Source organism: Parageobacillus galactosidasius, from assembly GCF_002217735.1.
In the GTDB taxonomy this organism is placed as follows: domain Bacteria; phylum Bacillota; class Bacilli; order Bacillales; family Anoxybacillaceae; genus Parageobacillus_B; species Parageobacillus_B toebii.
In genome coordinates, this window is sequence record NZ_NDYL01000001.1 from 399,906 (window position 1) to 426,300 (window position 26,395).

A 26,395-nucleotide genomic window follows, 5' to 3' on the forward strand; every position below is an offset into this window, starting at 1 on the left:
AATTAAGTTTACAAACATGAATTCCATAAAATAGATGATTGTTTTCATAAATCCTTACGACGATTACATGTTTTTGTGAGGAGGGCTTCTAACTCTTATCTAAATTTGTTTATTGGAGGGATTAAATGACGGAGAATCAGTTAAAATGGACCGGTTTTTTTGTAACCGTAATAGGAGTTGTTGGATTGGTTCTCATTTTTTTTAGTGTTGATTTTGGAACGTCCTTGGCAGACTCATGGGTAGCAAAGCAAGGCGGAGCGAGTACGGAGCGTTATCATATCATATTAGAAAGTTATATTCATAGCTTTCTCATTGCTGGAAGCATACTATTTGGATTCAGTCTCTTATTCGCTATTTTTACTTATTTTGCGTTTATGTTGTTACCCAAAAGGTAGAAATTTACTGAACGAACGATTGGTTTGGTTTTAAGGAGAAAAAGATGGGGCGCCTGTTTCCTAGGCGTTTTTTTATTTCACAAAAATTGACACAAAAAAAATTACAAAAAAGTGTAGGGCAAACGGCTAATGATTTCGTCTATATAAGTGAAGACAGATAGAAAGGGGGAGAGTGAGATTCAGGACGAAGCATTAATCGCGAAAGCAAGGAAAGGAGACGAGCATGCATTTCGCCTGTTAATCGAGAAATACCGCAATTATTTATTTAAAACGGTGTACTCGATTATTCGCAACGAAAAAGATGCCGAGGATGTTACGCAGGAAGTATTTGTGCGGATTTATTTTTCACTCCCCCGATATCAGTCACAAGGCTTTAAAACATGGATGACGCGCATTGCTGTGAACTACGCGATTGATGTCAAGCGGAAAATGCAGCGGCAGCGTGAAGAAGTAATGGAGTCCATTGAGGCCGAAGCCGATGAAAGGGTTGAAGTTTCGGTTATGAAAAAAGAGGAGCGAGAGCGAATCCGCCAACGTCTTGAGGAAATTCCGCTTAACTATCGAGATGTTATTTACGCTTATTACATAGATGAAAAATCGTATCAACAAATTGCGAAAGAACAAAATGTCGAAGTGAAAACGGTCGAGACAAAGCTTTACAGAGCACGCAGCTGGCTAAGAAAGCATTGGAGGGAGGAGGATTTTCAATGAGTCATTACACGAACGAAGAATGGCGGCAGTTCATTTGTGATGTACTGCCAGAGGAAAAAAGAGAGGAAATGGAGAGCCACCTTTATAGTTGTGATCAATGCTTAGCGGTATATATGGAGCTCATTGAAGAAAATGCTTCCGACTTGCCGAATCCTTCCGATGAAGCTGTTTCAGCCGATGTCATCCTTGCACAAGTTGAACAATATAAAAAGCCAAAGCGTACGAAGCAGACACAGACGAAGCAAAAATTGCTTCATTACGGAATTGCCGCTGCGATTACGATTGGGTTTATGTCTTCGGGAATTTTTCAATTAGTCACAAATGCCGGCGTTGTTGGAACAGATTTATCAGGAAACAGGCCGGCCTATACGGAACAATGGATGGATAAAACATTATCATTTCTCGATTGGCTAAAGGTAAATCAAAAGGAGGAAGTGAATAATCGATGAACAAAAATTCGTTAGTTGCGTTCTTTTTATCATTTATCCCTGGTGCTGGGCATTTTTATTTAAATAAAAAAGCAAGGGGAGTGTTTTATAGCTTTTCCTTTTTTGTGCCGATTGTGCTCGCGGTCGGTCTTGTCTTTTTGACATATAATAGTGGACCGCTGGCGATCGTCCTCTTTTCTTTATTGATTTGGTTGATCAGTATTTTAGATATGATTCTTACACTCATCAAAAGACAGCCGGAGCATACACTTGTCCAAGGAGAGGTTTTACAGGCAAATCAGGACAACGAGAAGTTTTACACGATTCTTCTTTCCTTCATTCCCGGGCTCGGGCATTTCCAGCTCGGCTTGATGAACCGAGGGTTAACGTTATTAATCAGCTTCTTTGGGCTTATGATCATGATATTTTTTGTAACGGTATTGCTGCATGAAGGCAGCTTCTTAGTTTTTTTAGGAATTTTGCCGATCGTTTGGATTTACAACATGTTTGATGTTGTTCAACAGCTCAATCGAAAACAAAACGGCGAGTCACTGGTCGATCGAACGATTTTCGAAGATTTTGAAGCGAAACGAGAGGATGGAAGGAAAAGCAAAACACTTGCGACTCTTCTTTCGATTTTTCCGGGTGCGGGTCATATGTACTTAGGATTACAGCGCAGAGGCTTGCAGTTAATGGCCGCCTTTTTGCTGGCGATTTATGTGATGGATGTGTTAAGACTGTCTGCCTTTTTCTTCCTTATTCCGCTCATTTGGTTTTACAGCTTTTTTGACGCATTGCAGAAGGCGTCGAAGTATGGCGAAGAAGAGCTTGAGGATCAGCCGATCGTTTCCTACTTTATCAATCATCAAAGATGGGTTGGATTCGGATTATTGTTGTTAGGTCTTTATTATTTGCTTGACAGCATCCTGCTTCCAGCATTTGCTTCGCATCTATCAAAGCTATTACAAATCGATATTTATTACTGGTACAATCAATTTTTCCAAACAACGATCGTTTGCATTTTGTTAATTGGCGGCGGCTTCAAGCTGCTTTTAGGCAGTAAAGAGAAGAAGGAGGGGACGAAATGAGAAAATGGCGCGTTGGGACGGTGTCAATGGGAGCCTCTCTTATTTTGCTTGGCATCGTGTTGTTTATTTCTCAATGGGAAGGAATGGGAGCTGCAGACATTTTTGCGAGCTGGTGGCCGTTTCTCTTAGTGTTGCTTGGCGTTGAAATTCTTGTGTATCTTTATTTTTCGAAGCAGGAAAATACATTGATCAAATATGATTTTTTGAGCATCATCTTTATCGGGGTGCTCGGTTCGGTAGCCGTTTTATTTGTATTGCTTTCATCAACAGGAATATGGCAAGAAATTCGCACGGTCGTTAGTGCAGAAACGAAAGTCTTTCACCTGCCGAATGTCCGGCAGTCTGTTTCGCCTGAGATGAAGAGAACTGTCTTACAAACAGGGAGCCAACCGATTGTGATTGAAGGAGGCAGCAACGGTGAAATTCAAATCTTTGGAACATACCAATCTCTTTCAGCCAACGACATCAAAAAGCAGGAAGATTATGTTGCGATGAATATTGTCGGGGATACGATGTATATTACTATAAAAGAAATGCCGCGGAAGGAAGGACTGTTTCATACGGTGAACGCGATGACCCCGACTGTCGTTATTCCGCAGCATCTTTCGCTCGAAGTACGCGGGAACTATAATTCAGTGCTTCTTTATCCGCGGAAGCTTGCCGCCAATTGGACTGTTTCAAAAGCGGAGGATGTTCAGATTAGCCTTGATAAAAATACAGATATTCTCGTAACAGCTGTGACGCGTGAGAGTTTAGAAGACGGAAATATCGCGTGGCAAAGAGAAAGCGGAGAGACAGAAAAAACGTTGCCGGAGCAAACGTTTAAAGGCAAGGTTCAATTAGGGGACGGAACTCATCATATTTATGTTTTTGATTCACAGCATGCAGCGGTGCATGTGTCAAATTAAGTAACTAAGAACAACCGAGGTGTCAGCGTATTTTTAATGAAAACTTTTGTCCGTTTTTGATATAATATTTCAGCTATAACATCTTTCCTTATTTAAAGACGAAAAAATTGCAACAGCCTTTTTTATAATGGTAAATAGTGGAAAATATGTATTTATTTAATCTTTGGGCAAATAGGATGATGGGGATATGAAAAGAGCGAAGAATTATTTACAATCCAACATCAGGACGTGAGTTGTTTAAAAAGCATTAGCCCGATGTATTAATTCAGCTGGAACAAGCCGGTTATGAAACGTCTTGTCATGCGACAACGGGAGCGGGGGATGCGACAAAGGCGGAACGGGCAGTGGTCGAGCGCAAATTTGACCTTGTTATCGCTGCCGGCGGAGATGGGACGATTAACGAAGTAGTGAATGGAATTGCCAATCAAACATATCGTCCGAAGCTTGGCATTATCCCGGTTGGCATGACGAACGATTTTGCCCGGGCGGTTGGTGTTCTGCGCACAATTGAAGGAGCATGCGATATCATTATTAACGGTGAAGCGGTGCCGATTGATATCGGCTGTGTGACGAATGAAGGAAAGACGCGTTACTTTATTAACATTGCCGGAGGCGGCCGTTTAACCGAGTTAACGTATGAAGTGCCGAGCAAATTAAAAACGATGCTCGGTCAGCTGGCGTATTATTTAAAAGGAATTGAAATGCTGCCGTCGATTAAAGCGACTGAGGTGCGCATTGAGTATGACGGCAAGGTGTATGAAGGCGAAATTATGCTGTTTTTAGCTTCGCTGACGAATTCTGTCGGCGGTTTTGAAAAGTTGGCGCCAGACTCCTCGTTGAATGACGGCATGTTTGATTTAATTATTTTAAAGAAAACAAATCTTGCGGAATTTATCCGTATTGCCACGCTTGCTGCAAGAGGTGCGCACATTAACGATCCGCATTTAATTTGTACGAAGGCGAACCGCATTAAAGTCACCTCGCCAAACAAAATCCAGCTTAATTTAGATGGCGAGTACGGCGGACTGTTGCCTGGCGAGTTCGTCAACTTGTATCAACATCTTGAAGTATTTGTACCAAAGGAAAAAGCAGAACAAATGAGAGCAGGATATTAGCGCGGAGCACATAGTGGTGCTGGAGCTGCCTGATAAGTGTCTGACCTCACATCCATTTCACGATATATGATGTTGCGGGGTCTGACACTTTGCTTTTGGTCAGCCTCGGGCACCCTATATGGTAACAGTGCTGTGACCTGTTCTCTTTTTGTGTCCGAAGCGATTGTATGATACAATCAGTGCAGCATTTTCACGAAAAGGAAGTAGGAACGATGACAAAAGTAGAAGCTCCAGTTGCGAAAAATGAATACTATGACGTCACTTTTGAAGATTTGACGCATGACGGGTTAGGCGTTGCGAAAATCGATGGATTCCCGATTTTTGTCAAAAACGGTCTGCCGGGGGAAAAAGCGAAAATAAAAGTCATTAAAGTGAAAAAAGGATATGGCTACGGACGTCTCATGGAGCTGTATGAGCAAAGCCCGGACCGCGTCACGCCCCTGTGCCCGATTTATAAGCAGTGCGGCGGCTGCCAGCTGCAGCACTTAAGCTACGAAGGCCAACTGAAGGCGAAGCAGAAACATGTGAAAGAAGTAATGGCGCGCATCGGGAAGCTGGAAAATGTAACCGTTCATCCTGTCATTGGGATGAAAGATCCGTGGCGCTACCGCAATAAGGCGCAAGTTCCCGTAGGCGAGCGCGAAGGCGGGCTTGTCGCTGGCTTTTACCAAGAGCGCAGCCACGAAATTATCGATATGGATGCCTGTCTCATCCAGCAGGAAATGAACGATGTCGTCGTACAGACGGTGAAAAAAATTTGTGAAAAATATAAGGTGCCTGCCTATAATGAGGTGGCGCATAAAGGGGTGCTCCGTCATATTATGGCGCGCTACGGGGCAGTGACAAAAGAAGTGATGGTCGTCCTTATTACCCGCACGGAAGAGTTGCCGCACAAAAAGAAAATTGTGCAAGAAATTATTGACTCCGTGCCAAATGTAAAATCGATTATTCAAAACATTAACCCGAAAAAGACGAATGTCATTATGGGTGACGAGACGAAAGTATTGTGGGGAGCCGAATACATTTACGATTACATCGGTGACATTAAATTCGCGATCTCGGCACGTTCTTTCTATCAAGTCAATCCCGAACAGACGAAAGTGCTGTATGAAAAAGCGTTGGAATACGCGCAATTAACGGGAGAAGAAACGGTCATTGACGCCTACTGCGGCATCGGCACGATTTCGTTGTTTTTAGCAAAAAAAGCGAAAAAAGTGTACGGTGTCGAAGTGGTGCCGGAAGCGATTGAAGATGCAAAACGCAATGCTGAATTAAACGGCATCACCAACGTTGAATTTGCCATCGGCGAGGCGGAAGCAGTCATTCCAAAATGGCATGAACAAGGCATCCACGCGGACTGCATCGTTGTCGACCCGCCGCGCAAAGGCTGCGATGAAACACTTTTGCAAACGATCATTGCCATGAAACCAAAGCGCGTGGTGTACGTTTCCTGCAACCCAGCCACACTCGCGCGCGATTTGCGTATATTAGAAGACGGCGGCTATCAAACGATCGAAGTGCAGCCGGTCGATATGTTTCCGCATACCGCGCACGTTGAGTGTGTCTCGCAGATCGTTTTGAGAGAAAATTAAGCAGGAAACGCTTTTGTTTCCTGCTTTATTCAATTTTTGGAGCGGAGAATCGGTAAAAAATTTTTGGAGTTCCATCGGCTTTAATTTCAATACGATCAATGAGACGATGCAGAATTTCCGGTGTTAATTCATCAAAGTTTAAAAATTGGGCTAATTCCTGTTTCAACTTTTGGATGTTCTCGACAACTTTATGGCTTGATAACAAAGATTCAAGTTCTTTTTTTGAAACGACAAGCTCATTGATTTCTTTGCTATTTGCCTCAATCATATCTTGATAATCCTCTTGGGTGATTTTGTCATCGGCGAGTAGCTCGATATATTTGCGTTTCCGTGCTTTTAAGGCGTCAATTTTCTTGTTTATTTTATCCAGTTTCTTTTGAACGGAAAGTTGAGATTGTTTTGCTTTTTCTTCGAGTTGTTTTAAATAATATTCCTTATCAATTTGCTGCATGAGAGACTGGATGTCATGAATGATGGTTTGTTTAAGCACTTCCTCTTTGATGACATGGCTGCTGCAAGCTTTTTTGCCGAATCTGGCATATCCACCGCACACATAACCTTTACGATTTGAGCGATACCACATGCCTTTGCCGCAATCAGCGCAATAGGCAATATTCGTAAATAGGTGCCGTTTTGGAGCAGGGATTGTTTTTGAACGTAATTTCATCTGATGTTGCACAGCTTCAAATACGTCTCTTGGAATAATCGGCTCATGAGCGTTTGGAATAATAATTAGCTCCTCATCAGACACCTTTTTTCGTTTGGTGCTTGTAACACTCACAGTCGTTGTACGCCCTTGAACCAAATCGCCTGTATAGTGCGGGTTGGTTAAAATGAGTTTGATGGTGGAATCGTTCCATTTGTCGCCCGCATTCTTTTTTCCAGCCACTTCAGCTGGTGTTGGTATTCCTTCGTTATAGAGTCTTCTTGCTATTGAATCGCGTCCATAGCCTGCCAGATATTCATTGAAAATTCTGCGAACAATGTTTGGGGTTTCATCATCTCGAATGTGCAATTTTCCATCTTTGATTGTATATCCGTAAGGGGGTGTACTTCCTTTAAAAAGCCCTTTTTTAGCACGGGTCTTGAGAGTTTCTTTTACTCGTTCGCTTGTACGTTGAGCTTCTTGTTCATACATCCAAGCATAAAGTCCGAACATGTGTGTATTTCCTTGTAAGGTGTTAATAGCTCCATCTAGCGTAATGATGTGAACCCCGTGATTTTCACAAAGATTTTTGATTTGATAAGAGAGTTCTCCGTTTCTCGCTAAACGCGAAAGCTCTTTGGCTAAAATAACATCGATTTTTTTGTTCATTGCATCGTCAATTAATCGCTGCAGATTTTTGCGCTTTGCTGTAGTTCCTGATTCAACATCGATGTAAACTTCATACAAATCCCAGCCCTTATCTGCGATGTAGTTGTAGAACAATTCTTTTTGATACTGCAAAGAAGCTTGTTGTTCTAACTTATCAGAAGAAACTCGTACATAAACGCCACATCTCATTTCGCATTCAATCCTTCCTTGCTAAATTGAGATGTAGCAGTGTTCACCTTTTTAGCATTATTGACAATTTCGTCAATTTTATTATTAATAATGGATTTAATAAGTTCAGAAAAGGTTACTTTAGGGTCACTATAAATGCGTTCTATAGAATTTAATGGTTTCTTCATGATAGTTGGCTCCTTTCATTTAAAGGTAAGTCTAAAAATAAAAACCGCAGAGTACCCAGCCACATCTACATACATTAAGTGGCTTAGTAACCTCTGCGGTTTTCGCTTTTTGTCGGGTTACGGAGTCAGTATTTAATTTTTTGTTTGGAAATCTTTATATATTATATCTTTGTTTTTTTATATTTTAAGGTTTTTTCTAAGGCAATGTTAAATTATTTTGTTGATATCTGATTAGATCAAACAAATGTTCTGTAATAAACCAAATAGAGGGTTAAGAATGACGTTAAGAGAATTGATAGCAGAAATAAAAAAAATTGAATTCGGCAGAACAACAGCGTTTAAAAGAATTCTTTATCAGTTCTCTTGCGTCATTTTCAGCAAGTGAACCTGTATTTCAAGAAGTAACTGAACGTAAAAATAAAGATGGCTACACTTGCGTACATTGTGGTTCTAAACAAGTTGTGTTTCGGTAAGTATATGGTGAAACTTGGACTAAAAGAAGTTGAACGTCAACGATACCGTTGTAAAGATTGCCGAAAAACCTTTACAGATGTAACCTTCCCCCCCTCTTTATCGTACTCATAAGACTGACAAATGGTTGGATTTCATTAAATGTATGTTGGAAGGATATTCCTTTCGTAAATCGGCAGACCTTATTGGTGATGTTCATTTCGTTACACTGTTCTATTGGAGACATAAAGTATTGTCTGCTCTGAAACAAATGGACTTCGACACATTTTCAGGGATTGTAGAAATGGATGAAACCTATTTTCTGTACTCTGAAAAGGGCAAAAGAAACATTGAAGGGTGTAAACCTCGCAAACGTGGAGGTTTTTCAAAATTTCGTGGCATCAGTCACGAACAAGTTTGTGTTTTAATTGCAAGAGACCGTCAAAAATCTACCTATTCAGGTGTTCTTGGTAGAGGTATAATTGTGAAAACTTAATTAGACAAGGCTATTGGCTCTAAATTGTCCTCAAATAATACGCTTTGTACCGATGCTTGGAGGGCATTTTCTACCTATGTATGCAAAAAATCAAGGATTAGAGCATTACCGTTTCAAGTCAGATGGAAAAGAACGAGTAAAAGGACTTTATCATATTCAAAATGTAAATAACTATCATAGTCGTTTAAAAGGCTGGATACAACGGTTTAATGGTGTTGCAACAAAATACTTCGACCATTATTTGAGTTGGTTTCAATTTTAGACATAGTGAAACATAGAAGTTATTAGGAAAATGATAGTTGAAAGTTGTTTATTTCCAATTAGCGAAACTTATCACTCATTAAGAACGTATAAATTGTTATAGTTGTTGAGAGAGGAGGGATTTTTATGATTGGTAAAAGCAACAAATGGAACATCACAAAAAATATTTCAGAAATACCTATATCTGTTATCTTGTTTTTTGGGGCAGGAATAGGTGCTTTCTTCGGGTTAGTTGCTTACGTAAAAAATTGGTTATGATTAAACACATTTTTAGGAGTCAGTTCACGCAATATGGTAAATGAAACAGACTTGATTCTACAATTGTTGAGTCAAGTCTATTTTAAAATTAACAAAAATCTACATTAAAAATTAACATAGCCTTTTCTAAAAAAATTGGTGGTTTCATTTTTCGGTTTTTTACCCATCAAGCAAATGGAGGGTTCGGTTAGTTCTCTGTCTAGGTATACCTAGACGGGCAATTGACCGAACTCCCCATATCAAAAAGCCTTGTGTATCAAGGCTTTTTGACGTAGTGCCATGGAATGAGAATCAGAAGATAAAATTATTTTTCGGTTAGTCATTTAATTTAAACGTGTGATTTTTCGGTAAGTTGTTTAATTTCTTTTTCTAGCTCTACAAAGGGAGATAAACGGAAATCGATATCTACTCGTTTGCTTGCAAAATGTATGTCGACACGGTTAATAAACATTAGTGATAGTGTCCGTTTCTCAATATCACTGAACTGGTCGAAAGAGGTTAAATATTCAAAGCGTTGAAATACCTTGTCAATCTCATCGTTATTCAACAGTAAATCAATTTGTTCCATAGCGGAATGTAGTTGTGCAAGTTTTTTCTGCATTGTTTCTTTTGCAGAAGAAATATGTTTTAAAAACGCGCGTTTCTCATTGTTCCCCTCAATCATTCGCTCGTTGTATAATAGCAGCTCATTCTGTTTTTTTGACGACTCTTCTTCTCTGCGCAAGGCTTTTTTCCAGCGAAGAAGCAGTTGTTGAGCATGGCTTCTCATCTTGTATAACTGTTGGGTCCATTGAGTAGAGAAACGTGTAAATACAATTTCGTGAACAGCGTTCATGTCGATTTTTTGTCTACAGTTCGGACAGACATATTTCATATATTTTTTAGTTGATTGGCTAGGTGTATCAACCTTAGTTTTTAAGGAAACCTTGCAATTTTTACAATAAGCAATCCCCCGTAAATAAAATGGCGTATCAAATTGTTTCGTTTGTTTTTTGAGTTCCCTCATTTCATTGACGAGATGCCAAAGATGGGGCGGCACAATAGGTTCATATACATTTTCAATGAAAGTGATTTCTTCTTTTGGTTTACGGGAACTGGAATGAGCGCTTTTTCGAACGTTCCAAGTTAAATGGCCAGCATAGATATAACGATGTAAGATTGCATCGATTGTATTTTCATGCCATCCATTTCCCGATGGCGAAGGAACATTGCATTCGTTTAGAAGGTTTGCGATTTTTTCATTGCTATACCCCCAAGAAGATAGATAAAAAATGAGCAAAACAATAGGGGCGTTTTCGTCGGGAATCAATGTTTTGTAACCGGTTTGTTCGTCAACAGTGACTTTTTTATAACCAAACGGTGTTCGGCTGCCCGGACGGATTTTTTTAGCTAGCAAACCATCTTGGGTATCTTTAGTCCGTTTGGATTTAATGATAGATTCCTGTCCGGCAAATAACAATTTCATTTCCGTAATCGTATTATGTGCGTCCCATTCGCCAGAAACTGTGGTGCAAAAGAACTTACAATTTGGTTTGAGAGACTTAATGGGGTTGTAAATTTGTGTTACAAAACTGTTGAATGTACGATCTATTCGGCTTTCTTCATAGAAGAACACAGCATCAGCTTCGTTATTGATAATATACATAAAAAGCTCCCACATGCCCGGTCGATCCGTAGCGTTTTTTTGATAGGCGCTGACTGCGTCATCAATACACCAGTGAATAATTTCGTAACCTTCCGCTTTTGCCTTTATTTCAATCTCGCGTTTTTGAATCTCAATTGAATGGTTATCCAGTTGCTTATGACTGGAGCGGCGAATATAACCGACTCCTTTATTTAATTTGGGTATTGTCATGTTAAAACCTCCGATTTGAAAAATTCGTGGAAAAATAACTCACAAATTACATAATCATGGTGGACAATTAAGTTTTTAATCATCATTTTTGCTAGTAAGCGGCGCTCATGGTCTTCTAGATTTTCCCGCAGCATTACTTGAATGAGCCGCACCAATTCGTTAATCTCCCGTAGGCATTCATTTATTTTTTGTTCTTTTTGCACGATATTGTTCAATTTCGACTCTAATGCACGTATTTCTTCTAAAAGTTTTTGGGCTTCATTGCAAGGTTTGGATAGGTTGTATGTGGTGCATAGTTTGTATTCAATATGTCGAATGGCTTGCAAACAAGCTGTTTTATCCTGATCATTGGCTTTTTTTAATGAAGTGAGAAACGAAATGCATTTCTTTTCCAATTCGTTTGTATTAAGGTTGTTTAATGCTTCTGTTACAATTTCATCAATCACTTTGTTAAGTTGTTGAATTGAAATATCGACCAATTCATGTTTTCTGTTGCATAAAAAGTATCCTTCAGTTCCCACTGTGTTCATTTTCAATGACATTTCGCTGTTACAGATGAAGCATATAGGTCGAATGAATACATTGTCTTGCGTTTTCGCTTTAAGTTCATAATATTGCTTTTCTAATTGTTCCAATTTTTTATTTGCACTCTTGTATTCATCGAGTGTGATAATTGCAGGAACATGCGGCAAACGATGATATTCGTTCTGAGTCATATAGTAACCGGCGTAGAATGGTTGTTTTAACATCTTTCCGAAAGAAGTCTCCCACTTCTAAACGAAGTGAAAGTGGGAGATGAATTTCGGTTAGGTATAGCCTAAAATTGTCTCTTTTTTGTGTGTTATGATATAATCAGTTTTAGAAAAATGAAAGGCTGTTGTATCAATGAAATTAGACAATAATAACCATTCAGTGTTCCTATTGTATTATCATCTTGTGCTGGTTGTAAAATATCGCAGACAAGTGATTGATGATACCATATCTGACTATGCAAAAGATATGTTTGTGAGATTGGGTAAAAATTACAATATTTCCTTGGTCGAATGGAATCACGATATGGACCATGTGCATATTTTGTTCAAAGCACATCCAAATAGTGAATTATCCAAGTTCATCAATGCCTATAAAAGTGCAAGTTCTCGACTGATCAAAAAGCATTTTCCGCAAGTGAAAAGAAAACTGTGGAAAGAATATTTTTGGTCAAGAAGCTTTTGCCTGCTTACAACGGGTGGTGCGCCCATTGAAGTAATCAAAAAATATATCGAAAATCAAGGTATGAAGTGATGTGGTGTCGATATGGCAAACAAAGCCTATCAGTTCCGTCTATACCCAACAAAAGAACAAGAAGAATTGCTCGCCAAAACCTTCGGTTGTGTCCGTTTTGTGTATAACAAAATGCTTGAAGAACGCATACAAATGTTTGAAAAGTTCAAGGACGATCAAGAATCCTTGAAACAGCAAACATTTCCGACCCCTGCCAAGTACAAAAAGGAGTTTCCTTGGCTAAAAGAAGTGGACAGCCTTGCGCTGGCAAATGCTCAACTAAATTTGCAGAAAGCGTTTCAACACTTCTTTTCTGGCCGCGCTGGATTTCCCAAGTTCAAAAACCGCAAGGCGAAACAGTCGTACACCACAAATATGGTAAATGGCAACATCAAGCTTTCAGATGGCTATATCAAGCTGCCCAAACTGAAATGGATCAAGTTCAAGCAACACCGGGAGATTCCTGCCCACCATATCATCAAGTCTTGTACGATCACGAAAACCAAAACAGGAAAATACTATATTTCTATTCTCACAGAGTACGAACATCAACCTGCCCTAAAAGAAGTACAAACGGTTGTTGGGCTTGACTTTTCCATGAGTACGCTGTATGTCGATAGCGAGGGTAAGAGAGCCAATTATCCTCGATTCTATCGCAAAGCATTGGAAACATTAGCGAAAGAACAGCGTAAATTGTCTCGTAAAAAGAAAGGCTCGAATCGTTGGCACAAACAGCGTCTGAAAGTAGCGAAGCTGCATGAGAAAATTGCCAACCAGCGCAAGGACTTTCTGCATAAGGAGTCGCACAAATTAGCGAAACGGTATGATTGCGTGGTCATCGAAGACCTCAACATGAAAGGGATGTCACAAGCCCTCCATTTCGGTCAAGGCGTTCATGACAACGGCTGGGGCATGTTCACCACTTTCCTTCAGTACAAGCTGGTCGAACAGGGGAAGAAGCTGATCAAAATCGACAAATGGTTCCCCTCGTCCAAAACGTGTTCGTGCTGCGGTCGAGTCAAGGAGTCTCTATCGCTTTCTGAACGGACATTCCGCTGTGAATGTGGATTCGAGAGCGACAGGGACGTCAATGCGGCCATCAATATCAAACATGAGGGCATGAAACGATTGGCGATCGTCTAATTTGTCCTCGAACCGTGGGGCACACGGGGATCGCTCGGTCAACTTCCCATCATGAGATGGGATTACCCGAGAAGCCCCCACCTCTAAGCGAAGCGTAGGTGGTGGGAGTATGTCACGTTGGAAGGCCTTGAGAGTGTAGAGGAGTTAGATTTAGCGCTTGAAAAATTACTTCCTATAATTGAAAAACAACTTAATGAAATGAAAAGCAATAATCAAATTTATATTGCTAGTTTCGATAAAATACTAAATGAGTGGGTTACTGAAAATTTTATAGAGAAAATAAGAAGGGAAAATGGCTTATAAAGATAAGCCATGCTGATAGTTAAAGGCAAACACTGCTACATCAAAATTGTTTGCGATTACCACTCAAGGCACGTTGAAAACGTTGCGAAGCTTGTATTGAAAGAAGAAACGGGCTGTTTTGGTTTATAAGGTTTTTCTAAGCGTGTTAGTTGTCAACTTAAGTAGGAACTAAAGGATGTTTATAAAAAGGGCTGACCCTCAAGTGTCCGAACCTACAACCATCATCTATCGTACATAACATGATGGTTGCGCGGAAGGTCCAACATTGATGGGGCAGCCCTTATGTTTATATCCCTTCTACTTCAATCTCCACACCAAAATGATCTGAGATAATCGGTTTATTTTTGGCATTGAAAATCACGTTTGAATATTTTACTGTTACAGGCTGATTTGTCAAAATAAGATCGAGACGCAAATCGTGCCTGTTATTGTCCCAACCGGCAATTTTTCCTTTAACGGTCACTCCGTCATCTTTTTCTTTCGCAAGATGGTAAGTGTCATAAAGGCCTTGGCTCATTAAATAATCATATCCTTCACCTTTTATAAATGCATTGTTATTAAAGTCCCCCATAAGAAAGAATAATTCCTCTTGTTTGACATGTTGAAGAAGAAGGTCCGCCTGTTTTTGAAACGGTTCCTCTTTATCATGCCACCAGCCGAGATGACATGAATAAAAGGAGAGAGCGCTATCATGGTAACGGATTTTCGCCCCGACAATTTTCCGCGTTTTCCAATAGTTCGTATCGGTACTTTTCGATACGAAGAAGGAGAAATCCTCGATAATGGGATGTTTTGTCAAGAGAGCTAATCCTTCTTCGTACACATCATAGCCGATATGGGAAAAATCCCAAATGAATGTATAGTCCATTACACCGATTTTTTTTAGTTCTTGAAGCAATACGAACGCGAAGTTATCGTATTTGATGTTGTTGTATACGTATGGCGCTTTAATAGACTGACTTACTTCTTGCAAGGCAATGATATCGTATGCTTTTTGTTTAATCGTCTGTGCTAAACATTTCATTTTTTCGAGTTGATTTTCTTCTTGCCAAGAATGACAGTTTAACGTTAGCAGTTTCATCACTTCAAGCTCCTTAAAATGTCTTGAATATCAGATTTTAATACATCGGCTTTTGGACCGTAAATCGCTTGTACCCCTTTATCTTTTAAAATTAATCCTAATGCTCCGTTTTCTTTCCATTTTTGCTCTGGAGCGACTGCATTGATATTTTTTACTGTTACACGTAAGCGGGTCATACAAGCATCTACATCTTCAATATTTTCTTTACCACCTAATAAATCGATGATAGTTACTGCAAGCGAATTTGTTTTTGTATTCGCTTGCTGAGGTGCGGCAGTTTCTTCTGATTCAATGTAGTTCCCTGCGCGTCCAGGAGTAGGAAGGTTTAATTTTTTAATTAAAACGTTGAATATTGTAAAGTTTAGACCGAAGAACAATAAGCATGTTGCCGCAAAGTTAATAAGGTCTTTTGTTAATCCCGCGTTAACAATCATAGGCGTACGAGTCAAAAATTCAATAAAACCAAAAGCATGAATGCGTAAGTTAATAATATCCGCCATAGCAAACGCTAAGCCTGTTGTAACGGCATAAAAAATGTATAGTACAGGTGCAATGAACATAAACATAAACTCAATTGGTTCTGTAACACCTGTTAAGAATACAGCTAGAGCAGCAGAAAGGAACATCGGCTTATATTTTTCACGCTTATCTTTATCGACATTCAAGTACATTGCTAAAGCTGCACCCATTAAAGATGCTGTTGAAGCGATAACCTGTCCTGCTTTAAAACGGGCTGGATGCACATCAGCAAGTAAAGCGTTATATGTTTTTGTATCACCGGCAGCTAATAAGTTATTTAAATCTGTAATCCATGCGAGCCATAATGGATCTTGACCAGCAACAATTTGTCCAGCTTTTGCACCGGTTAAAATTTGATAAGTACCGCCAAGTTCTGTATAGTTTATTGGTACGGTTAACATATGATGTAAACCGAATGGCAGTAATAAGCGCTCTAATGTACCGAAAATAAATGGAGCGATGATTGGCGCGCTGTCTTTCGATGTTGCAATCCAGCGGCCGAATTCATTTAGCACGCCTTGAACAAATGGCCAAACGAGCGCCAAAATTAAGGCAGCTACAACAGAACCGACAATGACTACAAACGGAACGAAACGCTTTCCGTTGAAAAATGCAAGTGATTTTGGAAGTTTATCATAATTATAGTATTTATTATATAAAGATGCGCCTAAGAACCCGGAAATGATTCCAACGAACACTCCCATATTTAATGCAGGAGCGCCAAGTACAGATGTAAAGTAATCTTTTACTACTAGTTCGCTACCTAATAAAGAGGAAATGGTTGCTTTCGGATCTTGCAGCATATCGTTGCTTACTCCGAAAATAGCGCCTGTAATACGATTAATTAAAATAAAGGCAATTAATGCGGCAAATGCACCGCCCGCACGCTCCTTTGCCCAAGAACCACCAATGGCAACTGCAAATAAAATATGCAAGTTCACAATGATTCCCCAACCGATGTCTTCCATGATTCGCGCAACCGTTTGCACAAAAGCGATATCGCCACCGAACATTCCGATTAATTTCCCGATCGAAATCATTAAACCTGCAGCTGGCATTACCGCTACTACCACTATTAACGCTTTACCAAATTTTTGCCAGAAATCAAATGAAGCAAGTTTCATTTTCTTCATATACTGTGGTCTCCTCCTATTTTATGGTTATGGGAACGTTTCTATATCTGTCAAAATAAAAAATGTAACTAATTCATTTTTAAAGATAACTAGTTTTTAAGTGAATGTATGTATTCAGTGGCGTTTGCGAAAACGTTTGCATCATTTATTTTAATAAAAATGGTTTCTTAAAGCAATAAAGAAATTTATAATTAATGAACACGTGGTACTAGATTCGGAACGAATGTGGATGCTCTTGTAAAAGCCAATAACATTGCAAATCCTAACCTCATTTATTGAGGTCGGATTATAAAAACTTGTACTAAACATACTTAAAGCAGAATACTACGTTGTTAAAAAAGGTGATGTTCTTTCTCGTATCGCTCAAAAATACGGAATATCCGTAAAGCAAATTCAAGCATTAAACCCAAATTCAAATCTAATTTATCCTGACCGGAAAATTCGTGTGAAGTAACAAAACTCCCCTGCCTTTAGAGATACTGGAAAAGCTGTGTTTTACCATATGAAAGCAATGTTTGTGATCACATTTCTAGAGAAAGTGCTTAGACTTATTTATATATGTATTGAAGAGAATGCCTTTTTTGAAAGGTCAAGGATAACACTTGGTACAATCCTAGGGACTTCAAGTAATAATGTGGGTGTATTAGACAATATAATTGGTGAACACCATCATCGCTGGACTAGATATTATTTTTTACATGAGGATAGAGATGTAGGCCTTAATTATCGTAATAGATTGGCTCATTCAATAGATATAAGTGTCGGTGAAATAACACTCCCGGTTTTTATGAAAATTGTTTGGCTAACTCTCTCGACAATTAATTCAATTTTCGTGAATCTGATAAATAACGGTTAAGGATTAGGCAAACTATAAAGGGGTACTGATGTGAATTTTGTAGCGGCTAACAATTACGAATAACAAATTGAGGTATCAAAGCGGGAAATTCCTACGGGGAGCGTATGATGCCTCCTGAGCAGTTTTCTAAATGAGTTTTACAAATAATTGGGTTTTCATCAACAGAGGAACAAGTTATCGCCAACCAATCGCTCAGCTTTTGTTGTTTTTTGTAAGAAAAAAGTGCAGAGTATTTCAGTATATAAATTCTGTCATATTGAATAAAAATTCAACCAAATTCTCGCTATTAAAGGCTTAATATGGAGCCTCTGCAGCCATGATTCTTTTGCTAAGCAGCCAGCTGTAGCAGATTTGGCAAACCTAAGCAGGTCATCATGGCTACTACTCCATGTAAAGACCCTATGTATAACGTTTGTTTTGCGCATCTCTGCACTTTTATTTTGCACTAAACATCCCAAAAGAACTACCTCGTTTTTGGAATCATGCTTCTATCATGGCTGATTTGTATTGTTTCCTGCTGTTCTTTTTTTATCAAAAAGGATTAGGTGAACACTGCTACTATCTTGAATATCTGCGATCACTACTCAACGCATGTGGAGTGTGTCGCTAAACTAACCTTGAAATTGTAGAGCATAAATAAACTCTTGTAAAATAAAAAAACACCTGCCAAAATCGAAATAAAGTTTTGATAAATGGCTGGAAAAAGGCTTGAGGGAAAAAGGAAAATCCTTATCCCTCAAGCCTTTGTCTTTAACCTTTTATCTTTGGTCCGAAATGGTTGCATTATTATTAAGTGCACTTAATTCAGCAAGATTATCATATGGAGGACCAGATGTTGTACCTAGAAGCAAAACAATATCAAATTCATTCGGTGGGGTTCCCCATGAGTTTCCAAAGAAGGTTGTGAATGCACCGTCTACTAAAAATCCCCCTTTTGTATCGTAAACCACATTATTGTTAATAGGGCCTGTCACATTCGGATTAATATACATTCCTGTCCTTAAAGAATGGAAAGTATTATTCATCACCGAAATAGCAAGGCCTCCTTGAGGTACAATCGCTCTGTTAACAACCCAGCTGCTCATAGGCAATGCTTGAGGTGGCCCGTAAATGGTATTATTGACGATCGTCGTGTTATTCCCGCCAATTTGGATAAATTCTTTTTGATAAGGAATATCGCTTGTCATCGTTAAACCATCGATTGTCGTATTCGGAGCAGTAATTAACATTGCAATAATGTCTGCTTGCAAGAATAGAAGGGTACCTGGTTCTCCTTTTAAAGTAATTCCAGCCTTATTGACGACAATTTGTGATGTAATTGGATACGTTCCACTTAGAATATGAACAGTTCCACCTGGATTCACCGCAGCAATTCCTTGAGGAATCGTTCCAAAAGGATTTGCTCTACTACCATTTCCACCAACGGCACCAGCTTGAACATAAATATTATCCAAATCAACGACCTGATTTACGGCTTGATCAAGAGCAGCTTGGACACTAGCAACAGAAGGGTAACCTAAAGCAGGCCGATTATCGAGCAATTGCTGGGCAACATCGTTTTTAGCTGTTTCTGATAACGCGTTATATTCTGTAAGATCCAATCCAAGCAAAGGATTTTCGATGGCAGCTCTCATTTCCGGAACAGTTGTTGCGGCATTGACAGCAGCTAAACTGACAACTTGATTTACGGCTTGATCCAGAGCAGCTTGGACACTAGCAACGGAAGGGTAACCTAAAGCAGGCCGATCATCGAGCAATTGCTGGGCAACATCGTTTTTAGCTGTTTCTGATAATGTGTTATATTCTGTAAGATCCAATCCAAGCAGAGGATTTTCGATGGCGGCTCTCATTTCCGAAACAGTGGTTGCGGCATTCACAGCAGCTAATGCAACGTCTGCTGGTGTAGGTCCATGCACTTGCACGATTTGCGTATTGGTACAACTACATGTCACCCTCACCTGCTGCACATTTTTTCTTTTTTTATGTTCTAGCAATGTGTTTCACCTACTTTCAATTTTTATTAAGCTATTTCAGTATATGAGTAGAATCATAAAATGCTGTAGACTAAGGTTTTATATTATCAAAATTAAGCTAACCATTTTTCCCGAATCATCTCCTTCCTCTACACGAAGGAAGGAGGGATATGATTCGGAAATTTTTTGATCCATAAAAACAAACGTATGTTTTATGACCAAACTATCCAATCAGGAAAGGAAAGAACGGAATCTATTGAGAAGACTTCCAACGCAGGCATCGAGTGGAAGAAGGCCGTCTTCTTCTTAGCAGCAGCTTTTTCGATGGAAATGGTAACCGCCTCTTTCATGGAATGAAGGTAGGGAGGTTCGTACGGTTTTACGAAGTCTCAATGAAAATAGGCGTTTCAATCAGCAAAATAGGCACTTCAATCAGTAACAACCACCCAACAGAGCACATAGCTTGTTGAAGAGAGTACTCGAAGTAGTCGGTGGAATTATCTGCTTCACAGATATCTTTCTGATTGCTTTCGTTCTACTCTCCACTCTTGGTTGCGTCGACGGAAACAACAAATTTATAACAATAAGGAGATGGTGTGAAATGTATAATTTCCAAAATGAACTTCAAATGTTAGGTATGGATGATTTCGTAGCGGACGAGGTGATGGTTTGGGATCCTCAAACCCAGACCTATGTTGTCGATGATGCTCGTCAATTCGGTGGACATTGTGGTGGACGTTGCGGAGGACAGTGTTTTGGACGTTGTGGAGGACAGTGTTTTGGACGTTGTGGAGGACAGTGTTTTGGACGTTGCGGAGGACAGTGCTTTGGACGCTGTTTTAACTGCTTTAGATGCTTCAATTGCTTTAGATGCCACAATTGCTTTGACCATTGTTTTGGAGGAATTTAAGAAGGAACTGCCCCTGCATAATCCTCTGCAGGGGCCCTTTCTATGAAATGAACATAAAGGACAAATACAAATACATAAAATGATACTACGCATTTAGGAACAACTACGGATAAGGAGGGAGCAGGATGTCAAAACTGAACGATTCCGCGCGTCTGAAGGTGAAAAGAGACACGTTTTTTCTCCCTGATCCAAATGGCGGCGTGTATTTTAGGAATAACTCCAGCTCATTTCGTATGAAAGGCAAAACAATCTATCAGTGGATTGAAAAACTAATGCCAATGTTCAATGGAGAGCACACATTGGGAGAATTGACAAAAGGATTATCGGCCCCATATCGGAACAGGGTGTATGAAATCGCAGAAATTCTGTACCGAAACGGCTTTGTTCGGGATGTGAACCAAGATCGTCCGCATCAATTGGACAGCAAGATTCTCAAAAAGTATGCTTCACAAATTGAATTTATAGAAAGTTTCGTTGATTCCGGTGCGTTCCGTTTTCAAGTATATCGCCAATCTAAAGTATTGGCAGTCGGCTCTGGACCTTTTTTGGTCTCATTAGTTTCGGCGTTGATCGAATCTGGATTGCCTAAGTTCCATGTTCTGATTACAGATTCGATGCCTACTAATCGACAGCGGTTGAAGGAACTGGCGGAGCATGCCCGCAAAATGGACTCCGAAGTAGCAATAGAGGAAATATCTCTACACAGGGGAGCAGGGGAGAGTTCTTGGCGAGAAGTGGTACAGCCATTTGAGTGGATTTTATATGTCTCTCAGGAAGGCAATGTAGAGGAACTACGGGCCCTTCATGCCGTTTGCAGGGAGGAGAAGAAGGGGTTTCTCCCTGCCATATCTTTGCAGCAAGTGGGTTTAGCTGGTCCATTAGTGCATCCGGACTCTGAGGGATGCTGGGAGTCCGTATGGCGTCGCATACATCGATCCGCGCTTCGCGAAGACCGGCTGGTGCAAGCTTTTTCTGCAACAGCGGGAGCAATGTTGGCGAATGTGATTGTATTTGAATTATTTAAAAAAGTTACAGGAGTGACGAAATCGGAACAGAGAAATCAATTTTTCCTTCTTGACTTAGAAACATTGGAAGGTGACTGGCATTCGTTCATACCACATCCGCTGGCAACGACGGAACGTGTGACGGCTGAATTGATTCAAGATCTTGATTCGAGGCTTAAACAAAATTCGAGCCGCGATGATTCGAGCAGATTGTTTCATTATTTCAGTCAATTGACATCCACAGAATCGGGAATTTTCCATATATGGGAGGAAAGGAACTTGAATCAGCTCCCGTTGTCCCAGTGCTGCGTTCAAGCGGTTAACCCATTATCGGAGGGACCGGCTGAGCTATTGACAGAAGTTGTCTGTGCAGGTCTAACACATGAGGAGGCGCGGCGGGAAGCGGGGCTAGCTGGGATTGAATCGTATGTATCGGGAATGATAGATTTACTCGTTAACACCGAAAAAGAGGTTGGTGTGGTCACACCACAGGAATTTATTGGTGTCGGAGCAGGGGAAACGATGGCGGAAGGCGTTTGCCGGGGATTGCAAAAGTGCTTGGATGAGGAGCTGAGCAAACGGCAGGTTAACCGAAGAGAACCTATTTTTCAGGTACGATTGGGTGCGGTGGAGGATGAACACTGCAGATTTTATTTGCAGTCACTGGCGACGATGCATGGGCCACCGACGATCGGCTTGGGAGAAAAGGTGTCAGGCTTTCCTGTAGTATGGGTCGGCACGGGCGGCCGTTGGTATGGCAGCGCAGGTTTGAATATCACAATGGCGTTGCGGAAAGCGCTAGAGCAGGCGATTATGGATGCACAAAATCAAGCGACTTCTTTCCAAATACAAGCGCTGGAGGAATCATCCATTTTTCTAAATGAAGAGAAGCCACTGAGACTGGAGATCCCCGCTTGTGAAGAGACGACGCAATCAGAGCTCTTGCAGTCCGCCATGCAGGTTTTGGAACAAAACCGTATGCGGCTCTTCGTCTTTGATTTAGCGATAGAACCTTTTTTGAAAGAGGAACTGGCAGGGGTGTTTGGCGTGCTGTTGAGAAAGGAGGATTTCTGATGGGTTCTCGCGTATTGATGGTTGGAGAAGGAGTGTTGGCGGATTTTGTGTATGAAAAATTGTCCGTCCAATATCAGGTAGTTCGGCAAATCGATTTCGAGGAAGGAATTCCGGAAGAAACAGGTTTGGCTCTGGTGTTGCACGATGCTTGGCATCCCTCTGTTCACCACAAGGCGGAAGAGGCATTACGATCGTCAGGCATTCCATGGCTCCGGGGCTTTGTTTCATTTGGGGAGGGCGTGATCGGTCCGCTAGTTCGCCCTAATACCCCGGGATGTTCTCAGTGTGCTGACATGCGGCGCCTTATAGCGGGATACGACCGCAAGGAAATGTGGGAGCTGCAACAGGTGATGGCGGTGCAAGGAGGAATACAGCATGATGCATGGGCATCACGAATAGGACTTTTGCAGATGGCTCACCTGATTGTCGCGGAGACGCAGAGGGTGTTGGAAGGCAGTCATACCCGTTTAGAAGAAAGGTTGTTCCTAATCAACCTGAAAACATTAAAGAACTCATGTCACTTCTTTCTGCCCGACCCGTTATGTACGGTATGCAGCCAATTACCTGACGATTCGCCGGCAGCAGCCTGCATATCGCTGCAACCAAGTCCGAAGATCAGCGCTGACAGTTACCGCTGCCGTCCGATCGAGGAGTTAAAAGAAGTTCTGGTTAAAGACTATCTAGATTATCGAACTGGATTATTGAATGGTAAAATGCATAATTTCGCGTTGCCGTTTGCGGATGTTGTTGTAAATATGCCGATGTTTATAGGGGACGAGGGAGTAGCAGGCCGGACTCATTCCTATGAGGTTAGCGAGTTAACCGCCATTTTGGAGGGGTTAGAGAGATATTGTGGCATCGAACCTCGTGGCAAACGGACAGTGATTCATGACAGCTACCGAAATTTGAAAGATCAAGCACTCAACCCAGTAAGGGCAGGAGTACACGCGAAGGAACAATATGCGCGGCCTGATTTTCCGTTCAAACCGTTTGATCCTGACCGTCCAATGAATTGGGTATGGGGCTATTCGTTTTTACAAGAGCGTCCGATTTTGGTTCCAGAGTTGCTCGCATATTACAGTTTGGGAGGTGGGGATGGCTTTGTCTATGAAACTTCCAACGGATGTGCATTAGGCGGGAGTTTAGAAGAAGCGATTTTCCATGCCATTTTGGAGGTGGTGGAGCGCGATTCATTCTTGATGGCTTGGTATGCGCAGCTACCTCTTCCGCGTCTTGACCTTCGTTCGGCTAACGATAAAGAATTACAGTTGATGGTCGATCGTGTACGTGCGGTGGCGGGATATGATCTGTATTTTTTCAACTCGACGATGGAGCACGGAATTCCAAGCGTCTGGGCAGTGGCGAAAAACAGAAAACAAAAGGGATTGAATCTCATCTGTGCCGCTGGAGCTCATCCGGACCCTATACGGGCGGTGAAAAGCTCGATTCACGAGTTAGCGGGCATGATGCTTGTGCTTGACGAGAAATTTGAGGCAAACCGAAAGAAATATGAAAAAATGTTGCATGATCCGCTATTAGTACGGCAGATGGAAGACCATGGCATGCTGTACGGTTTGCCGGAAGCAGAGGAGCGCCTGCAATTTTTGTTGGATGATCATCGTCCGTTGCGAACGTTTGAAGAGGAATTCAAGCAGCAAACGAAGAATGCAGACTTGACGGATGACCTGCGGGTTATTCTTCAGAAGTTCCGACGATTGAATCTTGAGGTAATTGTCGTGGACCAGACAACACCTGTCATCAAACGGAATGGATTATATTGTGTGAAAGTACTGATTCCGGGAATGTTACCGATGACATTTGGGCATCATCTTACCCGCGTGACAGGCCTGGAGAGGGTGCTCCGGGTACCAATGGAACTCGGGTATACGACAAAACCGCTCACGCTTGAACAGCTTAATCCACATCCCCATCCGTTCCCATAGGAGGTAGTAGGATGGAGCTAGAGACATTTTTACACCATCTTCATTTTGACATCGATAAGATTATGCCGCCAAATTGGGAGGTAGATTGGGAAGATGCGCCGCTTGCGTATAAGCTGTACCGTAACTTGCCAGTGATTCCGCTTTCTCCAGAAGTGCCGTTAACACTCGAGGGAAGGAAAGCGGATGGCAAGCTCGATCTAGAAGAAATAGGTCATTTTCTCTGGTACGTTTTCGGCCTTACTCAATTTTCTCAGCTAGCCTTTTCCGTGGATCCCACAGAACAAACAGTAAACCTAATGCATTTGTACCGGCGGTTTGTTCCCTCGGGAGGGGCGTTGTATCCAAATGAATTATACGTGTATTTGAAAATAAGGGATATTCCAGATGGAGTGTACCATTACGATGTGGCACACCATCGCTTGGTGTTGTTGCGGGAAGGCAATTTCGATTCCTATCTAACTAGGGCGCTGGGCAATCGCTGTGACGTATCGGCTTGTTTCGGTGTTGTTTTTGTATCGACAATGTTTTGGAAGAATTTCTTTAAATACAATAATTTTGCTTACCGTCTGCAAGGGCTGGATGCTGGCGTGCTAATCGGACAGCTGTTGGAAGCGGCGAAACGGTTCGGCTTCGCATCGGCAGTGTATTTCCAATTTCTTGACAGGGCCGTCAACCATCTGCTTGGACTGTCCGAACAGGAGGAGAGTGTGTATTCGGTTATTCCATTAGCTACGGAGTCTTCGATCACTTGGTTTGATAACGATAATAACTCAAAAGAAAGTGCCTCTGCCACTGAATTGTGCAGAGAATTGCCAGCAGTTCAGCATCATTACTATGTTCGGTCACGAAGGATTATCGACTATCCGATGCTGAGAAAAATGAATGAGGCATCGATGTTGGAATCGCCGCGATCATTTCGGCAGATTAAGGGAGATAAGAGAGATGCCTGTGGGATGCAAGCAGTAGTTCTGCCTTGTGTGAAGCGGTTATCGTATGATCTGGCGTCAGTCTGCCAGAAGCGGCATTCACCAGATATGGATTTTGTTTTGGGAAAGGTAAGCCAAGAACAATTGGCAGCTTTGCTAAAAGAGGCGACGCTTTCTTTCTCGTATCGAAATGATTTGGATGGAGAACACGAGAAGCCGCCGTCCCGTGTCTCCCTGTATGGCTGTTTTTATAACGTTGAAGGCGTTCCAGATGGAGCTTACTACTATGACAGTGCTGCTCATGCGCTAGGTCGGATACGTTCCGGAGATTATCGACACTACCTGCAATACGGAATGTCAATGGACAATGTAAATCTATTCCAAGTACCGCTCTGTCTACATGTGATAGGAGACAGGGATCACCTCCAAATGGCATTAGGGTACAGAGGATATCGCATTCAACAGATGGAGGCGGGGATGCTCGTGCAACGACTGCTCTTGGTGGCGTCTGCCATGGGGATGGGTGGGCACCCGCTTCTCGGATTTGATGTAAACTTATGCGATAAACTTTACAAGATCGATTCGCAAGGGAAAACAAGCTTAATCCAAATCCCGATCGGACCCTATCGTCCCCGCGCCTGGTTAAAAGGGAGTTTGCGCAGCTAGAAGAGACAAGAGTAACGCTTTGGTTTTGTTATAAGCAGACATATGTTAATTAACAGATATTTATGAGTTTTTGGATTAGGGAGAGAAACAAAAGAGTAATTGGGTTGCCTTGAATTAAAAAAGGACAGATCTATACGATCCGTCCTGTAAAACTTTTCAGCCGATTCTAGATTAGTAACGACCAAAAAAACAACTGCACCCAACAATAATTAAAAGGATAAACAGCACCACAATTAAAGCAAAGTTTGATCGAAAGCCACCTGACATTTAGTACACCTCCTGCTTTACATAGGATAGTACATCCTATGCAAAACATAGCGAGTCTGTATAAGACAAACATTTAATTTGGAGGAATTAATACAGATAATGAAAA

Annotated in this window: 22 protein-coding genes and 2 pseudogenes; 16 read left to right on the plus strand and 8 right to left on the minus strand. The window is 41.2% G+C overall.

Annotated features, from left to right (window positions below; all coding sequences use genetic code 11):
• The first annotated feature begins 125 nt into the window (after positions 1-125).
• From B9L23_RS02145 to rlmD, 7 genes and pseudogenes are all read left to right on the plus strand, one after another.
• Positions 126-395: a hypothetical protein gene (locus B9L23_RS02145; protein ID WP_062679305.1), complete on the plus strand. Its 270-nt coding sequence runs from the start codon at positions 126-128 to the stop codon at positions 393-395.
• Positions 396-542: 147 nt separating this feature from the next.
• A complete protein-coding gene (locus tag B9L23_RS02150) occupies positions 543-1,106 on the plus strand; it encodes a sigma-70 family RNA polymerase sigma factor (RefSeq protein ID WP_062679306.1) in 564 nt (187 codons plus the stop codon).
• On the plus strand, positions 1,103-1,555 hold the full coding sequence (locus tag B9L23_RS02155; RefSeq protein ID WP_062679307.1) for an anti-sigma factor: 453 nt from the start codon (positions 1,103-1,105) through the stop codon (positions 1,553-1,555). Before B9L23_RS02150 ends, B9L23_RS02155 begins: the two co-directional genes overlap by 4 nt.
• Positions 1,552-2,622 carry a hypothetical protein gene (locus tag B9L23_RS02160; protein WP_089096804.1) on the plus strand — a complete coding sequence of 357 codons (1,071 nt, stop codon included), beginning with the start codon at positions 1,552-1,554 and terminating at the stop codon, positions 2,620-2,622. The genes B9L23_RS02155 and B9L23_RS02160 overlap by 4 nt, the downstream gene beginning before the upstream one ends.
• A complete protein-coding gene (locus B9L23_RS02165; protein WP_062679309.1) occupies positions 2,619-3,530 on the plus strand; it encodes a hypothetical protein in 912 nt (303 codons plus the stop codon). The genes B9L23_RS02160 and B9L23_RS02165 overlap by 4 nt, the downstream gene beginning before the upstream one ends.
• 203 nt (positions 3,531-3,733) lie before the next feature.
• A pseudogene (locus tag B9L23_RS02170) lies at positions 3,734-4,645 on the plus strand (diacylglycerol kinase).
• 212 nt (positions 4,646-4,857) lie between these two features.
• On the plus strand, positions 4,858-6,237 hold the full coding sequence (gene rlmD / locus B9L23_RS02175) for a 23S rRNA (uracil(1939)-C(5))-methyltransferase RlmD (RefSeq protein WP_089096805.1): 1,380 nt from the start codon (positions 4,858-4,860) through the stop codon (positions 6,235-6,237).
• 25 nt (positions 6,238-6,262) lie between these two features.
• On the opposite strand, the gene B9L23_RS02180 is transcribed toward rlmD, so the two are convergent.
• Entirely contained in the window at positions 6,263-7,741 is a 1,479-nt protein-coding gene (locus B9L23_RS02180) for a recombinase family protein (RefSeq protein ID WP_033010068.1), read from the minus strand.
• Entirely contained in the window at positions 7,738-7,908 is a 171-nt protein-coding gene (locus B9L23_RS20255) for a hypothetical protein (RefSeq protein WP_169712512.1), read from the minus strand. Before B9L23_RS20255 ends, B9L23_RS02180 begins: the two co-directional genes overlap by 4 nt.
• A 277-nt stretch (positions 7,909-8,185) precedes the next feature.
• Between B9L23_RS20255 and B9L23_RS02185 the strand changes: the two are divergent.
• Both B9L23_RS02185 and B9L23_RS21325 read left to right on the plus strand, forming a co-directional pair.
• Positions 8,186-9,218: pseudogene (locus tag B9L23_RS02185) on the plus strand (IS1595 family transposase).
• A gap of 23 nt (positions 9,219-9,241) precedes the next feature.
• The gene (locus B9L23_RS21325; RefSeq protein ID WP_281255458.1) at positions 9,242-9,373 is read left to right on the plus strand and encodes a hypothetical protein; all 132 of its coding nucleotides are present in this window, start codon (positions 9,242-9,244) and stop codon (positions 9,371-9,373) included.
• Between the two features lie 328 nt (positions 9,374-9,701).
• On the opposite strand, the gene B9L23_RS02190 is transcribed toward B9L23_RS21325, so the two are convergent.
• Positions 9,702-11,228 carry a recombinase family protein gene (locus B9L23_RS02190; RefSeq protein ID WP_089096806.1) on the minus strand — a complete coding sequence of 509 codons (1,527 nt, stop codon included), beginning with the start codon at positions 11,226-11,228 and terminating at the stop codon, positions 9,702-9,704.
• The gene (locus tag B9L23_RS02195; RefSeq protein WP_089096807.1) at positions 11,225-11,977 is read right to left on the minus strand and encodes a hypothetical protein; all 753 of its coding nucleotides are present in this window, start codon (positions 11,975-11,977) and stop codon (positions 11,225-11,227) included. Before B9L23_RS02195 ends, B9L23_RS02190 begins: the two co-directional genes overlap by 4 nt.
• Before the next feature lie 136 nt (positions 11,978-12,113).
• On the opposite strand from B9L23_RS02195, the gene tnpA reads away from it, so the two are divergent.
• The 3 genes from tnpA (at position 12,114) to B9L23_RS02210 (ending at position 13,937) form a co-directional block, all read left to right on the plus strand.
• Positions 12,114-12,512 (plus strand): IS200/IS605 family transposase, encoded by a 399-nt coding sequence (gene tnpA, locus B9L23_RS02200; protein WP_012748944.1) that lies wholly within the window; start codon positions 12,114-12,116, stop codon positions 12,510-12,512.
• A gap of 12 nt (positions 12,513-12,524) precedes the next feature.
• Complete coding sequence (locus tag B9L23_RS02205) at positions 12,525-13,634, plus strand: RNA-guided endonuclease InsQ/TnpB family protein (protein WP_089096808.1); 1,110 nt, start codon at positions 12,525-12,527, stop codon at positions 13,632-13,634.
• Between the two features lie 117 nt (positions 13,635-13,751).
• Positions 13,752-13,937: a hypothetical protein gene (locus tag B9L23_RS02210; protein WP_089096809.1), complete on the plus strand. Its 186-nt coding sequence runs from the start codon at positions 13,752-13,754 to the stop codon at positions 13,935-13,937.
• A 286-nt stretch (positions 13,938-14,223) separates the two neighbouring features.
• On the opposite strand, the gene B9L23_RS02215 is transcribed toward B9L23_RS02210, so the two are convergent.
• From B9L23_RS02215 to B9L23_RS02235, 3 genes are all read right to left on the minus strand, one after another.
• Positions 14,224-15,018 carry an endonuclease/exonuclease/phosphatase family protein gene (locus B9L23_RS02215; protein ID WP_089096810.1) on the minus strand — a complete coding sequence of 265 codons (795 nt, stop codon included), beginning with the start codon at positions 15,016-15,018 and terminating at the stop codon, positions 14,224-14,226.
• A complete protein-coding gene (locus B9L23_RS02220; protein WP_089097460.1) occupies positions 15,018-16,661 on the minus strand; it encodes a PTS transporter subunit IIBC in 1,644 nt (547 codons plus the stop codon). Before B9L23_RS02220 ends, B9L23_RS02215 begins: the two co-directional genes overlap by 1 nt.
• A gap of 1,623 nt (positions 16,662-18,284) precedes the next feature.
• Positions 18,285-19,478, minus strand: coding sequence for a right-handed parallel beta-helix repeat-containing protein (locus B9L23_RS02235; RefSeq protein WP_245842276.1), 1,194 nt, complete (start codon positions 19,476-19,478; stop codon positions 18,285-18,287).
• A gap of 658 nt (positions 19,479-20,136) precedes the next feature.
• Between B9L23_RS02235 and B9L23_RS02240 the strand changes: the two genes are divergently transcribed.
• The 4 genes from B9L23_RS02240 to B9L23_RS02255 all read left to right on the plus strand — a co-directional run bounded on the left by B9L23_RS02240 (position 20,137) and on the right by B9L23_RS02255 (position 26,022).
• Positions 20,137-20,409, plus strand: a complete 273-nt coding sequence (locus B9L23_RS02240; protein WP_425439779.1) for a heterocycloanthracin/sonorensin family bacteriocin — start codon at positions 20,137-20,139, stop codon at positions 20,407-20,409.
• A 125-nt stretch (positions 20,410-20,534) separates the two neighbouring features.
• Positions 20,535-22,487: a putative thiazole-containing bacteriocin maturation protein gene (locus B9L23_RS02245; RefSeq protein ID WP_089096814.1), complete on the plus strand. Its 1,953-nt coding sequence runs from the start codon at positions 20,535-20,537 to the stop codon at positions 22,485-22,487.
• Positions 22,487-24,430, plus strand: a complete 1,944-nt coding sequence (locus tag B9L23_RS02250; RefSeq protein WP_089096815.1) for a TOMM precursor leader peptide-binding protein — start codon at positions 22,487-22,489, stop codon at positions 24,428-24,430. Before B9L23_RS02245 ends, B9L23_RS02250 begins: the two co-directional genes overlap by 1 nt.
• Before the next feature lie 11 nt (positions 24,431-24,441).
• Entirely contained in the window at positions 24,442-26,022 is a 1,581-nt protein-coding gene (locus tag B9L23_RS02255) for a SagB family peptide dehydrogenase (RefSeq protein ID WP_081189856.1), read from the plus strand.
• Between the two features lie 171 nt (positions 26,023-26,193).
• Here B9L23_RS02255 and B9L23_RS02260 read toward each other — a convergent pair whose 3' ends face one another.
• Entirely contained in the window at positions 26,194-26,289 is a 96-nt protein-coding gene (locus tag B9L23_RS02260) for a YjcZ family sporulation protein (protein WP_073967986.1), read from the minus strand.
• Positions 26,290-26,395 lie beyond the last annotated feature (106 nt).

What these genes read in the sequence shown, in the direction of transcription:
- B9L23_RS21325 (WP_281255458.1), top strand. Translation starts at nt 9,242, where the DNA reads ATGATTGGTAAAAGCAACAAATGGAACATCACAAAAAATATTTCAGAA.
- B9L23_RS02165 (WP_062679309.1), top strand. Translation starts at nt 2,619, where the DNA reads ATGAGAAAATGGCGCGTTGGGACGGTGTCAATGGGAGCCTCTCTTATT.
- B9L23_RS02155 (WP_062679307.1), top strand. Translation starts at nt 1,103, where the DNA reads ATGAGTCATTACACGAACGAAGAATGGCGGCAGTTCATTTGTGATGTA.
- B9L23_RS02220 (WP_089097460.1), bottom strand. Translation starts at nt 16,661, where the DNA reads ATGAAACTTGCTTCATTTGATTTCTGGCAAAAATTTGGTAAAGCGTTA.
- B9L23_RS02190 (WP_089096806.1), bottom strand. Translation starts at nt 11,228, where the DNA reads ATGACAATACCCAAATTAAATAAAGGAGTCGGTTATATTCGCCGCTCC.
- B9L23_RS02195 (WP_089096807.1), bottom strand. Translation starts at nt 11,977, where the DNA reads ATGTTAAAACAACCATTCTACGCCGGTTACTATATGACTCAGAACGAA.
- B9L23_RS02160 (WP_089096804.1), top strand. Translation starts at nt 1,552, where the DNA reads ATGAACAAAAATTCGTTAGTTGCGTTCTTTTTATCATTTATCCCTGGT.
- B9L23_RS02255 (WP_081189856.1), top strand. Translation starts at nt 24,442, where the DNA reads ATGGAGCTAGAGACATTTTTACACCATCTTCATTTTGACATCGATAAG.
- tnpA (WP_012748944.1), top strand. Translation starts at nt 12,114, where the DNA reads ATGAAATTAGACAATAATAACCATTCAGTGTTCCTATTGTATTATCAT.
- rlmD (WP_089096805.1), top strand. Translation starts at nt 4,858, where the DNA reads ATGACAAAAGTAGAAGCTCCAGTTGCGAAAAATGAATACTATGACGTC.
- B9L23_RS02245 (WP_089096814.1), top strand. Translation starts at nt 20,535, where the DNA reads ATGTCAAAACTGAACGATTCCGCGCGTCTGAAGGTGAAAAGAGACACG.
- B9L23_RS20255 (WP_169712512.1), bottom strand. Translation starts at nt 7,908, where the DNA reads ATGAAGAAACCATTAAATTCTATAGAACGCATTTATAGTGACCCTAAA.
- B9L23_RS02145 (WP_062679305.1), top strand. Translation starts at nt 126, where the DNA reads ATGACGGAGAATCAGTTAAAATGGACCGGTTTTTTTGTAACCGTAATA.
- B9L23_RS02180 (WP_033010068.1), bottom strand. Translation starts at nt 7,741, where the DNA reads ATGAGATGTGGCGTTTATGTACGAGTTTCTTCTGATAAGTTAGAACAA.
- B9L23_RS02215 (WP_089096810.1), bottom strand. Translation starts at nt 15,018, where the DNA reads ATGAAACTGCTAACGTTAAACTGTCATTCTTGGCAAGAAGAAAATCAA.
- B9L23_RS02205 (WP_089096808.1), top strand. Translation starts at nt 12,525, where the DNA reads ATGGCAAACAAAGCCTATCAGTTCCGTCTATACCCAACAAAAGAACAA.
- B9L23_RS02250 (WP_089096815.1), top strand. Translation starts at nt 22,487, where the DNA reads ATGGGTTCTCGCGTATTGATGGTTGGAGAAGGAGTGTTGGCGGATTTT.
- B9L23_RS02240 (WP_425439779.1), top strand. Translation starts at nt 20,137, where the DNA reads ATGGATGATTTCGTAGCGGACGAGGTGATGGTTTGGGATCCTCAAACC.
- B9L23_RS02260 (WP_073967986.1), bottom strand. Translation starts at nt 26,289, where the DNA reads ATGTCAGGTGGCTTTCGATCAAACTTTGCTTTAATTGTGGTGCTGTTT.